Raw genomic sequence first — 11,756 nt, forward strand, 5'->3', positions numbered from 1 at the left:
TTGGTCACAGGGTGCGCTCCGGAGTCATCGACGCAGGTCCCTGGCCGCCGTCGGCGAGGGCCGCGTCGGCGTCCCCGGCGCGGGCGACGGAGAGGGCGTAGAGGTGCTCGACCAGCGTGATCAGGACGTACTTGCTGGAGGAGCGGTCCCGTGCGTCGCACTCCACGAGCGGGACGTCGGGGGAGAGGTCGAGGGCCTCGCGGATCTGCTGCTCGCTGTGGAGCGGTCCGCCGAAGTCGTTGCACGCGACGATGAACGGCGTGCCGTGGTGCTCCAGCCGGTCGATGGCGTACCAGGAGTCGGCCAGCCGCCGGGTGTCGGCGAGGACGACGGCGCCCAGGGTGCCGGAGAAGAGGCGGTCCCACAGGAACCAGAAGCGCTCCTGTCCGGGCGCCCCGAAGAGATAGAGCACCGAACGCGCGTCGAGCGTGATGCGGCCGAAGTCGAAGGCGACGGTGGTGGACGACTTGGACTGCACACCGTCGAGGTCGTCGACGGCCTCGCCCGCGCGGGTCATGGTCTCTTCCGTGTTGAGCGGACGGATCTCGCTCACGGATCGGACCATGGTGGTCTTGCCGACCCCGAAGCCGCCGACAACGACGATCTTCAGTCCGTTGTCGGCTGTCGCCTGCAGGGCGGCACGGTCAGAGGTTGCGGAGTCCAACGAGCACCTGTTCCAGGATGTCGGTGTCGGGGAGCCGGTCCTCGACACGTGCAGTACGGGGGTGGCGGGCGCTGATCCGGCCGGTGTCGAGCAGGTCGCACAGCATGATGCGGACGATGCTCACGGGCAGATTCAGGGTGGCCGAGATCTCGACGACCGCGGTGGGGCTGTCGCACATCCGCAGGATCGCGACGTGCTCCGACTGCATCCCGGGGCTCGGTGCGGACTCGGCGACGACGAGCGTCACCAGGTCGAACGCGGCCGAGTCGGACCGGCTGCGGCCACCCGTGAGGGTGTACAGCCGGTCCGGGTCGTCGTCGCGTCCAGGGCGGGGACGCGGGACGGACGTCATACGTCCGCGGTTCCCGTGGCCGTATCGCCGGGTGCGGCGGGGCCACGCGGCGGGGCGACGAGGTACTCGCCGAGCTGCTCGACGAGTTCGCTCATGTTGTGGCCGACGAGGCCGACGTCGGAGTCCTCCGCCGCCACGACCGCCAGGTGGGCGCCCGCGCCCGCCTCGACGATGAACAGCACGCCGCCGTAGAACTCGGTCATCGCGGACCGTACGCCGCCGGTGCCGTCACCGAACTCGATGGACGCGCCGTGCGACAGGCTCTGGATGCCGGCGGAGATCGCGGCCAGCTGGTCCGCCTGGTCGACGGAGAGCTCGGGGGTCCGGCACAGCTTCAGGCCGTCCCGGGACAGGACCAGTGCGTGCCGGGCGCCGGGCGTGCGGTCGAGCAGCCCCTCCAGCAGCCAGTTGAGCTTCTCGTCCGTGGTCGCGGTCATCGAGTGTTGCCTTCCGGGTGCGGGGAATTGGCTCGTACCGCCTGGCTGAAGGTGCTGAAGCGGGCAGCCTGCACCTTCGGGTCGGTGGTACGGGGCCGGGGAGATTCGGCTCCGCCGGGGGTGGCGTTGCCGATACGGGCTTCGGCGGCGGCCAGGGTGCGGCCTCGGCGGCGCTTGGGCAGGCCGCTCTCACCGAGCTGGGGGACGGAACCGGTCGATTCGGACACGGACTCCTGGTAGCCGGGTGCGGGCTCCGCGTTCCCCGGCGCGGCGTCGGTGCGCGACACGGGGCGGGGGGACCCCGTCGCCGCGGCGGCCGGTGCCCGGTTCTCCGTGGACGGCGTCGCGTGGTCCGGTTCGGGCTCGGGATGCCGGGCGGGCTCCGGGCGGGCTCCGGGCGTGGGCGCACGGGAGATGAGCTCCTGCGGCAGCATCATCAGCGCGCCCGTGCCGCCGCGTGCCGACGGCCGGAAGGAGACGGTGAGGCCGTGTTTCCTGGCCAGCCGGCCGACGACGGTGAGGCCGAGCCGGGTGCCGGAGATACCGGTGAGGTCCTGGCTCTCGGCGGACACGGCCCGCTCGGCGCGGCGCAGCTGCACATCGCTCATCACCAGGCCGCTGTCCTCGACGGTGAGGACGATGCCCGCCGGGACCTCCTCGACGTACACGTGCACCTCGGCGGTGGGCGGCGAGAAGTTGGCGGCGTTGTCGAGGAGCTCGGCCAGGGCGTGCATGACGCCCTCGGCGGCGTGGCCCGCGATCGCCACGTCACTGGTCGAGTGGAGGCGGACACGCTGGTAGCCGCTGATACGGCCCATCGCGCCGCGCAGGATCGACTCCATGACGATCGGCTTGGCCCAGCGGCGCCCGGAGCGCGCACCGGTCAGCACGGCGATGGAGTCGGCGAGACGGCCCGCCTGGGCCGTGCGGTGGTCCAGGTGCAGCAGATCACCGAGCACGTCCTCGGCGGTGTGCCGGTGCTCCATCTCGCGCAGGTCGGCCAGCATGCTCGTGGCCAGGGCCTGCATCCGGCCGGCGGCGTTGGCGGAGGCGGCGATCGCCGCGGAGCGCTCGTTCTCGGCCCGCCGGGCGCGGGCGGTGAGCCGGGCGGTCTCGGCGGTGAACCGCTCGTGCTGCTCGGCGGCCTCTACGGTGACCCGGGCGACCCGGTCGTCCGCCTCAGCGGTGACCCGGGCGGCATCGGCGGAGGCGGCCGCTCTGATCCTGGCGGTCTCCGCGGTGAAGCGCTGGGCCTCGGCGGCGGAGTTCGAGACGAGGCGGGAGGTCTCGGCGGTGAAGCGCTCGGAGTCGGCGGCCCGCAGGGCGCGCAGATTGCGGGCGGTGCGGAGCGTGTGGACCGTGACGGTCACCGCGACGCACAGCAGCACGGCTGCGGTGCCCGCCCCCCAGGCGAGCGGCACCCGTACCGAGGCGGGCGCGGCGGCGACGGCCCACAGGCACGGGGCACCGGTAACGGCTGCCGAGATCAGCAGGGCGAATGCGGTGGGCCGGAGTGAAGGGCGCAATCGGAGTCCTCGGGGCGGACGGGTGCGGAGGCAAGGGCAGGTGCGACGAAAGGGGCAATCGGGATATTCAGGTGTGGTGGCGACGAAAGGGCCACAACTGGAGTTGATTGTTCCTGATCAAGCCAGGGCAACTATAGGAGAATTGACGACTTGTTTGGGGATTCCTTGTGGCTACTTCTGTATGGAATCCGGCTTGAACTGACTCCAGCCGAGTTCTGCGGCGGGTGTCCCCCGGGGTAAGTGACGGGCTGGGCGGGTGAGTAGTGGTGAATGATGTGTTATGTCCCCTGTGTGAAGATTGATTTATCACGATCGTCGCCCGTGGGCCGGTGGCCAGCTAGTGTGAGCGCTCCGGTGCAGTCGACCTGCCAGGTCGGCACTGCCGTAAGACACACCGCGCGCCTTGAAGGGGGAGGCGCCGCGTGGCCCCGACGGAGGACGCAGGCAACCGTGGACGCGCAAGGCCGTGGGCGGGACGAGGGTATCGACCCCGCAGACCAGTGGGTACTCAACCCCGACACCGGTGATTACGAACTGCGATTGAGTGCCTCCCCAGGGCGATCATCCGCACCGACCGGTGCATCCGACGTCAGAACGTCCGGAGCGCGCCGCAGGACGAAGCCCGGGGCGACGCCGCCCGGCGACCGGGCCACCGTGCCCGGTCAGCGTGGCGGGCGCCGGAGTGCCGGCGGCGGACGCGGGGGCCGGGGCGAGACGCGGAAGCAGGGGAGCCGGGCCGCCGCACCGGCGGCAACCGGGCGCCGCAAGGCGAAGCCCCAGACGTCCCGTAAGAAGAAGGCCCTGGTGTGGACCGGCGGCGCGCTCGCCTTCCTGATGGTGGGCGTCGGCACCGCGGGCTACTTCGTGTACCAGCACTTCAACGGCAACATCACCGCCGTCTCCACCGACGGGGCGGGCACCGGTGGCTTCAGCAAGGACCGCGCCATCAACGTCCTCGTCATCGGGACCGACAAGCGGACCGGCAAGGGCAACGAGGGCTACGGGGACGCGGGGAGCGTCGGCCACGCCGACACCAACATCCTCTTCCACGTCTCCAAGGACCGTACGAACGCGACCGCGCTGAGCATCCCGCGTGACCTGATAGCGGACATCCCCATGTGCCCGACGAAACTGGAGAGCGGGGAGGAGAAGGACATCCCCGCGACCCCGGGCGGGCGCTTCAACACCAGCCTCGGGCAGTCCGACCGCACCCCCAGCTGCACCATGCGCACCGTCACCGAGCTCACCGGCATCGAGGTCGACCACTTCATGGTGGCCGACTTCAACGCGGTCAAGTCCCTGACGGCCGCCGTCGGTGGCGTCGACGTCTGCCTCGCCAAGGACATCGACGACAAGGACTCCCACCTCAAGCTGTCGCAGGGGGAGCACACCCTCCAGGGCGAGCAGGCCCTGGCCTTCCTGCGCACCCGGCACTCCGTCGGGTTCGGCAGCGACCTGAGCCGCATCGAGATCCAGCAGCAGTTCCTGGGCTCGCTGATGCGCAAGCTGAAGTCCAGCGACACCCTGACCAGCCCCACCAAGATGTGGTCACTCGCGGAGGCGGCCACCAAGGCGCTGACCGTCGACGACAAGATCGACGACATAAACCAGCTCCGCAAGCTGGGCATGGAGCTGGCGTCGGTCGACCCCAAGAACATCACCTTCACCACGGTCCCGGTGCTCGACAACCCGAACGACAAGGCCACCGTCATCCTCGACGAGTCCAAGGCGCCGCAGGTCTTCTCGATGATGCGCGAGGACGTCTCCTTCACCGCGGTGGCGAAGCAGGAGAAGGCCGAGGCGAAGGCCAAGGAGCAGGCCAAGCTGAAGGGCGAGATGGCCGACGCGGCGGACGTGCGGGTCGACGTCTACAACGGCGGCGCCCCCTCCGGCTCCGCGCAGAACGCCCTGGACTGGCTGCAGAACGAACAGGGCGTGCTGAAGTCCACGAACCAGGCGAACGCGCCGGAGGACGTGAAGAAGACCCAGCTCGTCTACGCCCCCAACCAGGCGGACCAGGCCCGTCGGCTGGCCGACATGATGGGCATGTCGGCCTCGGCCCTCAAGCCGACGACGACGGACGCGGGCGCGATGGACCCGATGACGCTGACACTGGGCCCGGACTTCACCACGGGGGGCAGCCCGCTCTCGGCACCGGAGAAGGCGCCGGACGACATCCAGCGCGTGGAAGCGGACAAGGCGGTCTGCGCCAAGTAGCCCGGCCGGCCCCGCGCCACGTGCGGGGCCGCCGGACCCGGGACCGGCATGCTGGCCCCATGCCCGCCCCGCATCCGCACCCCGACCTCACCCGAGCCCTCGCCCAGGCCGTCCGCGGCGACGTGGACTTCACCAGGACCGCCAGAGCCCTGACGACCATGGACGCGTCCAACTACCGCCGCGTCCCCACCGCCGTCGTGGCCCCCCGCGACGCGGCGGACGTCGCGGAAGTCCTCCGCGTCTGCCGGGAACACGCCACCCCCGTCGTGCCCCGCGGCGGTGGTACCTCCATCGCGGGCCAGGCCACCGGCACCGGCGTCGTCCTGGACCTCACCCGCCACATGCGGCGGATCACCGCCCTGGACCCCGCCTCCCGCACCGCCGTCGTCCAGCCCGGCGTCGTCCTGGACGACCTGCGGGCCGCCGCCGCCCCGTACGGGCTGACGTTCGGCCCCGACCCGTCCACCCACAGCCGCTGCACGCTCGGCGGAATGATCGGCAACAACTCCTGCGGCTCCCACTCCGTGGCCTGGGGCACCACCGCCGACAACGTCCGGAGCCTGCGCGTCGTCCGGTACGGCGGCGGCGAGAGCCTGCACCTCGGCCGGGGCCTGCCCGACGCACCGCCCGGCCTCCACGCGTTCGCCGCCACCCACCTCGCCCTCCTGCGCACCGGCTTCCCCGAACTCCCGCGCCGCATCTCCGGCTACGCCCTCGACGCGCTGCTCCCCGAACGCGGCCCCGACCCGGCCCGCGCCCTCTGCGGCAGCGAGGGGACCCTGGCCGTCGTCACCGAGGCGACCGTCCGCCTGGTCGAGACCCCGGGTGCCCGCGCGCTCGCCGTCCTCGGGTACGCCGACGAGTCGGCCGCCGCCGAAGCGGCCCCCGGCCTCCTCCCGCACGGCCCGCTCACCGTCGAGGGCATGGCGGCCGACCTCGTACGCGAACCGGCCGGACTGCCACGCGGCGCCGCCTGGCTGTTCGTGGAGACGGGCGGGGCCACCCCCGCCGAGGCCCGCGCCCACGCGACCCGGATCCTGCGTGCCGCCGACGCCCTGGACGGCACCGTCGTCACCGACCCCGCCGGCATGCGGACCCTGTGGCGCAACCGCGAGGACGCCGCCGGGACCGCGACCCGGATGCCGGACGGCACGGAGGCCTGGCCGGGCTGGGAGGACTGCGCCGTGCCGCCCGCCCGCCTCGGCGCGTATCTGCGCGACTTCCGGTCCCTGCTCGCCGAGCACGGCCTGCGCGGCACCCCGTACGGGCACTTCGGCGACGGCTGCATCCACGTACGCGTCGACTTCGACCTGCTGACCGAGCAGGGCGTGGCCCGCTTCCGCCGCTTCTCCGAGGACCAGGCCGGCCTCGTCGTCGCGCACGGCGGATCGCTCAGCGGTGAACACGGCGACGGACAGGCGCGGGCCGAGCTGCTGCCCCGGATGTACGGCGACGAGATGGTCGGCCTGTTCACCCGGTTCAAGGACCTCTGGGACCCCGACGGCGGCCTGAACCCGGGCATCCTCGCCCGCCCCGCCCGCCTCGACGAGAACCTCCGCTTCGCCGTCCTCCCCCGGCGCCCCGTGGACGTGGCCTTCGGCTATCCGCACGACGGCGGCGACTTCGCCGCCGCCGTACGCCGCTGCGTCGGCGTCGCCAAGTGCCGTACGGCGACGGCGGGCCCGGACGTCATGTGCCCCTCCTTCCGGGCGACCGGCGAGGAGGAGCACTCCACACGGGGCCGCGCCCGGCTGCTCCACGAGATGCTCGCGGGAGAGGTGATCACGGACGGCTGGCGCTCCACGGAGGTACGCGACGCCCTCGACCTGTGCCTGTCCTGCAAGGGCTGCCGCACCGACTGCCCGGTGGGCGTCGACATGGCCACGTACAAGGCGGAGTTCCTCCACCAGCACTACCGGGGCCGGCCGCGCCCCGCCGCGCACTACGCGATGGGCGGACTCCCACGGTGGCTGCGGACGGCCGCCCCCGTCGCCGGGGTGCTCAACGCCCTGGCGCGGATCGGTCCGCTCGCAGCCCTCGCCAAGAGGCTCGCCGGCATCGACCAGCGGCGCGGGCTCCCGGTCCTGGCACGGCAGACGTTCCGCGCCTGGTTCCGCCGCCGGCGTACCCGGGGGGACGGGCCCGCCGTCCTGCTCTGGCCGGACACCTTCACCGACCACCTCTCACCCGAGGCCGGCCGGGCGGCCGTACGGGTCCTGGAGGCGGCGGGCCGTACGCCCGTACTGCCCGGCCGGGGCGTGTGCTGCGGCCTCACCTACGTGTCGACGGGCCGGCTGGACGCGGCCCGCGCCGTCATGCGCCGCACCCTGGACCGGATGGGCGCGGCCCTGGGCGAGCCGCTCGTCGTGCTGGAGCCGAGCTGCGCCGCCGCCCTGCGCACGGACCTGCCCGAGCTCCTGCCCGACGACCCGCGCGCCGCCCGGCTCGCCGCCTCCGTACGGACCCTGGCCCAGTACCTGGAGGAGTACGCCCCGGACTGGACGCCACCCCGGCTGGACCGCCGGATCGCGGGCCAGACCCACTGCCACCAGCACGCGGTGTTCGGCGACGCGGCCGAGCGCAGGCTCCGCGAAAGGGCGGGCCTCAGCGGTGAGCTGAGCGGAGGCTGCTGCGGGCTGGCCGGCAACTTCGGCTTCGAGAAGGGGCACTGGGACGTCTCGGTGGCCTGCGCGGAGGACCAGCTCCTGCCCTCCGTGCGGGCGGCGGACCCCGGCACGGAGCTGCTGGCCGACGGCTTCTCCTGCCGCACCCAGCTGGACCAGCTGGCCGGGCGGCGGGCCCGGCACCTCGCCGAGGTGCTCGCGGAGGGGCTCGACGCGTAGACGGCGGCAGGCGTCAGATCTTCGCGACGGCTTCGCTCACCGCCGCGGAGAGTCGCTCGTTCTCCGGGGCCGCGCCGCCGGGCAGGGCGAAGCGGCGGCGGGTGTAGCCGTAGGCCACGCCGTTGACGGGGTCGGCGTACGCCTGCGAGCCCGCGGCTCCCGAGTGTCCGAATGAGCCCTCGCCCAGGGCCGGGTAGTGCCCCTGCTGTGCCTCGAAGCCGAGGGCGAAGGCGTCGACCTGGGCCGTCACCACGTCGGTCCCCGTCCACCGCACCCGGCCGGCCTCGGCCAGCGTCTCCGGCTGGAGCAGCGGTGCCCGGCCGTCCAGCTCCGAGATCGTGGCCGCGTACATGCCCGCGAGGCCCCGGGCCGAGCCGACCCCGCCGACCGAGGCCGGGCCGAGTGCGCGTACCGCCCGGGTGTTGACGAAGGCGATCAGATCGAGCGGCGGGTCCTCGGCGAAGCCGAACGCGAGCGCCGTCAGGCTGTCCAGGTCGAGCGGATTCGCCGCGGCCTCCGCCGCCTGTTCCGGAGTGGGCACACCGGGGCGGACGGCCACGTAGCGGGGTTCCAGCGCCTCGGGCAGGCCCAGGTGGAAGTCGAGTCCGTAGGGTGCGCGCACCCGCTCCTCGAAGATCTCCTGGATCGACCGCCCGGTGGCCCGCCGGACCACCTCGCCGGTGAGGGCTCCGATGACCAGCGCGTGGTAGCCGTACGCCGTACCGGGCGTCCAGTAGGGCCGCTGACCGGCCAGCCGCGCGGCGACGGCCCGGTCGTCGGCCAGCTCCTCGACGCTGAATCCGCCGTCCGCCCAGATCAGTCCGGCGCGGTGCGAGATCAGCTCCCGCACGGTCAGTTCGCCCTTGCCCTCGGCGGCGAACTCCGGCCAGTACGACGCGACCGTGCGGGCCGGATCGATGACGCCGTCCTGGATGAGCAGGGCCACGACGAGATGGGCGGCGCCCTTGGTGGACGAGTACACGGCGGGAAGCGAGTCCCCGGCGATGCCCTCCCCGGCCCACAGGTCCACCACCAGCCGGCCGTGGTGGTACACGGCGAGCTGGCCGCCGGGCTCGGTGTGGTCCGCGGCGAGTACGGCGGCGAACTCCTCCCGTACGCCCTCGAAGCCGGCCGCGACCGTGCCGTGCACGGTGATGGCGGTGACGTCGGTGTCCGTCATGAGATGCCCCCTGGAGCGATCGACCCGATGCGTACAGGGCGTGCAACTCCCGTACGCAGCAGCCTCATTCCCGCCGGCGGGCGAAATCGCCGGGTGGTGTCCGCTGTTCGCTCGCGACGATCTCCCGGGCGAGCTCGGCCAGTCGGGGCAGCGAGGGATGGCCGGGTCCGTCCCGGCGGGCGAGCAGGACGGGCAGCGGCGGGGCGTCGTCCAGTGGCACGTAGGTGACGCCCGCGTGCGGATGCATCTGGGCGGTGGAGGCTCCCGAGACCCCGGTGCCCCGCCCGGCCGCGATGGCGGTGAGCCAGTCGTCGGTGTTGGCGACGGTGAGGGTGGCGGCGGGACGCGCGCGCAGGGGCCACAGGTCGAGCGTGGTGGCGCCGGAGACGGTGTTCAGGACGACCGCTCCGCCGGTCAGGTCGGCCAGGGACAGCGAGGCGCGGGCGGCGAGCGGGCCGTCGGAGGCCACCGCCGCCACCCGGGCCTCGGTGAACAGCACCTCGGTGACCAGTCCCGGGGTGTCCACCGGCCCGCGGAGCAGCGCCGCGTCCACCTCGCCGCGGGTGAGACCGGCCGTGCGGTCGTCGATGCGCAGCAGTTCGAGCGGGGTCCCCGGGTGGCGTCGCTGCCAGGTCCGCAGCAGCGGCGTGGTGTACCGACCGAACGCGGACCAGGCGTGCCCGAGCCGCAGCGGCCGGTGGTGCAGCCGGCCGGGATCGACGGCCTCGTCGAAGGCGCCGACCGCGACGGCGGCCTTGTCGCGGAAGGCGGCGCCTTCGGGAGTGAGGGCCAGGTGATGGGTGGACCGGTCGACGAGCCGGACGCCCAGGTGCCGTTCGAGGGCGGCGAGCGTACGGGAGACGACGGGCTGGGTGACCCCGAGCCGGGCGGCGGCGCGGGTGACGCCGAGTTCGTCCGCGATGGCGAGGAAGGCCCGCAGATGCCGGACATCGATACCGCGGCCGCCGGTTCCGGTGCCCTGTCCAGTGCTCATGCGTCCGGAGCATAACTGGAGCGCAACCGGCATTTCACGGGAGGCGCGCAGCTCTCTACGGTGAGGACGTGAGCGGCTCCCGCTTGGTGCCGTATCGTAAACCTTCTGGTGCACTCCAATGGACTGCGCATTCTGCTGGACCACAAGGAAAGGCTCCTGGTGAACGACCCGCGCGCTGCCGCAGAGCCGGCCGCTGCCGTCGCCCTGCCCGAGGCGGTGTCCGCTCTCGACGAGACCGGGCACGGCCGGCCGGGCGGCCCCGGCGGACGCAGGGCCGCCCTCGGCCCGGTCGCCCTGGTGGTGGCGGGCGGGCTCTCCGTCCAGTTCGGCGCGGCGGTCGCCGTGCTGCTGATGCCGCGGGCCGGTGCGCTCGGCGTCGTCACCCTGCGCCTCGCGGCGGCGGCGCTCGTCCTGCTGGTCGTCTGCCGGCCGAAGCTGCGGGGGCACTCGCGCGCCGACTGGGGCACCGTGGTGGCCTTCGGCGTCGCCATGGGCGCCATGAACACGCTGTTCTACCAGGCGGTCGACCGGATCCCGCTGGGCGCGGCCGTCACCCTGGAGGTGCTGGGCCCGCTGGTCCTGTCCGTCGTCGCTTCCCGCCGCCTGGTCAACTTCGTGTGGGCGGCGCTGGCGCTCGGCGGTGTCGTCCTCCTCAGTGGCGGAGGCTTCGACCGTCTGGACCCGGTCGGGGCGGCGTACGCCCTGGGCGCGGGCGCCATGTGGGCGGCGTACATCATCTTCAGCGCCCGCACCGGCCGCCGTTTCCCGCAGGCGGACGGACTGGCCCTGGCCATGGTGGTGGCCGCTGTCCTCTCGCTGCCGCTGGGCATCATGGAGGCGGGCTCGAAGCTCGTGGCCCCCTCCACGCTGGGCCTGGGCATCGCCGTGGCGCTGCTGAGCTCGGTCCTCCCGTACACCCTCGAACTCATGGCCCTGCGCCGGCTGCCCGCGCCCACCTTCGCGATCCTGATGAGCCTCGAACCGGCCATCGCGGCCACGGCGGGCTTCCTCATCCTCGACCAGGCCCTCTCCTCGACGGACGCCCTGGCCATCGCCCTGGTCATCGGGGCGAGCATCGGCGCGGTGCGCAGCCGGACGGCCCGCACCGAGTCACCTGGCCGGGAGCGGGTGCGGGAGGGACGATGGAAGGGGGCGAAGGAAGGAGGCCCGCGCATGGGAGCCACAAAGGAAACCGATGAGTACGCCGGGCTGTACTCGCACACCCCCTCGCAGGCCGAGGGTGAACGCGACGAACCCCCCGTGCGCGGCCACGCCCCCGAGACGCACCCCGACGTCCCCCGCACCGAGCCCTCGCAGGCGGAGGGGGAGCGCGCGGAGTAGGGCGGGGCGGCGGCTCAGCCGTCGACGGGCAGGACGCGGAACGCGGTGAGGCCGGGCGTGGTGCTGACCGTGCGCCGGCCCTCCGTTCCGGGCCACCACGTCGACCGAGAGCCGCCCGCCCGGGAGGCGTCGCGCGAGGCGTCCGAATAAATCATGCAAGCATGCTTGATTGTTTTATGGGGTGCTGGCATGCTCCGGGGCA

The 11,756-nt window shown here is 73.1% G+C and carries 9 protein-coding genes and 1 pseudogene; 3 read left to right on the forward strand and 7 right to left on the reverse strand.

The features are described 5' to 3' along the window. Positions 1-4 precede the first annotated feature (4 nt). From ACFYQ5_RS18390 to ACFYQ5_RS18405, 4 genes are read right to left on the reverse strand one after another with little or no spacing between them, the layout of a single operon-like run. Entirely contained in the window at positions 5-664 is a 660-nt protein-coding gene (locus ACFYQ5_RS18390; protein WP_389198579.1) for an ATP/GTP-binding protein, read from the reverse strand. Beyond that, entirely contained in the window at positions 645-1,016 is a 372-nt protein-coding gene (locus tag ACFYQ5_RS18395) for a DUF742 domain-containing protein (protein ID WP_389198581.1), read from the reverse strand. Before ACFYQ5_RS18395 ends, ACFYQ5_RS18390 begins: the two co-directional genes overlap by 20 nt. Next, positions 1,013-1,453: a roadblock/LC7 domain-containing protein gene (locus ACFYQ5_RS18400; RefSeq protein WP_389198583.1), complete on the reverse strand. Its 441-nt coding sequence runs from the start codon at positions 1,451-1,453 to the stop codon at positions 1,013-1,015. The genes ACFYQ5_RS18395 and ACFYQ5_RS18400 overlap by 4 nt, the downstream gene beginning before the upstream one ends. Further along, positions 1,450-2,979, reverse strand: a complete 1,530-nt coding sequence (locus ACFYQ5_RS18405; RefSeq protein WP_389198585.1) for an ATP-binding protein — start codon at positions 2,977-2,979, stop codon at positions 1,450-1,452. Before ACFYQ5_RS18405 ends, ACFYQ5_RS18400 begins: the two co-directional genes overlap by 4 nt. A 450-nt stretch (positions 2,980-3,429) precedes the next feature. On the opposite strand from ACFYQ5_RS18405, the gene ACFYQ5_RS18410 reads away from it, so the two are divergent. Together ACFYQ5_RS18410 and ACFYQ5_RS18415 are read left to right on the forward strand one after the other, a co-directional pair. Continuing rightward, positions 3,430-5,196, forward strand: coding sequence for an LCP family protein (locus ACFYQ5_RS18410; protein WP_389198587.1), 1,767 nt, complete (start codon positions 3,430-3,432; stop codon positions 5,194-5,196). 59 nt (positions 5,197-5,255) lie between these two features. Next, positions 5,256-8,039, forward strand: a complete 2,784-nt coding sequence (locus tag ACFYQ5_RS18415; protein ID WP_389198589.1) for an FAD-binding and (Fe-S)-binding domain-containing protein — start codon at positions 5,256-5,258, stop codon at positions 8,037-8,039. Between the two features lie 13 nt (positions 8,040-8,052). On the opposite strand, the gene ACFYQ5_RS18420 is transcribed toward ACFYQ5_RS18415, so the two are convergent. Together ACFYQ5_RS18420 and ACFYQ5_RS18425 are read right to left on the reverse strand one after the other, a co-directional pair. Continuing rightward, on the reverse strand, positions 8,053-9,219 hold the full coding sequence (locus ACFYQ5_RS18420) for a serine hydrolase domain-containing protein (protein WP_389198591.1): 1,167 nt from the start codon (positions 9,217-9,219) through the stop codon (positions 8,053-8,055). Between the two features lie 64 nt (positions 9,220-9,283). Continuing rightward, positions 9,284-10,213 carry a LysR family transcriptional regulator gene (locus ACFYQ5_RS18425; protein WP_389198593.1) on the reverse strand — a complete coding sequence of 310 codons (930 nt, stop codon included), beginning with the start codon at positions 10,211-10,213 and terminating at the stop codon, positions 9,284-9,286. 159 nt (positions 10,214-10,372) lie between these two features. Between ACFYQ5_RS18425 and ACFYQ5_RS18430 the strand changes: the two are divergent. After that, positions 10,373-11,311 (forward strand): annotated as a pseudogene (locus tag ACFYQ5_RS18430) (DMT family transporter); the annotation flags it as partial. 257 nt (positions 11,312-11,568) lie between these two features. Here the strand turns inward: ACFYQ5_RS18430 and ACFYQ5_RS18435 are convergent. Further along, positions 11,569-11,709 carry a hypothetical protein gene (locus ACFYQ5_RS18435; protein ID WP_389198595.1) on the reverse strand — a complete coding sequence of 47 codons (141 nt, stop codon included), beginning with the start codon at positions 11,707-11,709 and terminating at the stop codon, positions 11,569-11,571. Positions 11,710-11,756: the final 47 nt, after the last annotated feature.

Source organism: Streptomyces sp. NPDC005794 (assembly GCF_042871445.1).
GTDB lineage: Bacteria > Actinomycetota > Actinomycetes > Streptomycetales > Streptomycetaceae > Streptomyces.

Excerpts from the sequence above, each read along its gene's own strand:
- ACFYQ5_RS18435 (WP_389198595.1), bottom strand. The coding sequence starts at position 11,709 with ATGATTTATTCGGACGCCTCGCGCGACGCCTCCCGGGCGGGCGGCTCT.
- ACFYQ5_RS18425 (WP_389198593.1), bottom strand. The coding sequence starts at position 10,213 with ATGAGCACTGGACAGGGCACCGGAACCGGCGGCCGCGGTATCGATGTC.
- ACFYQ5_RS18420 (WP_389198591.1), bottom strand. The coding sequence starts at position 9,219 with ATGACGGACACCGACGTCACCGCCATCACCGTGCACGGCACGGTCGCG.
- ACFYQ5_RS18395 (WP_389198581.1), bottom strand. The coding sequence starts at position 1,016 with ATGACGTCCGTCCCGCGTCCCCGCCCTGGACGCGACGACGACCCGGAC.
- ACFYQ5_RS18415 (WP_389198589.1), top strand. The coding sequence starts at position 5,256 with ATGCCCGCCCCGCATCCGCACCCCGACCTCACCCGAGCCCTCGCCCAG.
- ACFYQ5_RS18400 (WP_389198583.1), bottom strand. The coding sequence starts at position 1,453 with ATGACCGCGACCACGGACGAGAAGCTCAACTGGCTGCTGGAGGGGCTG.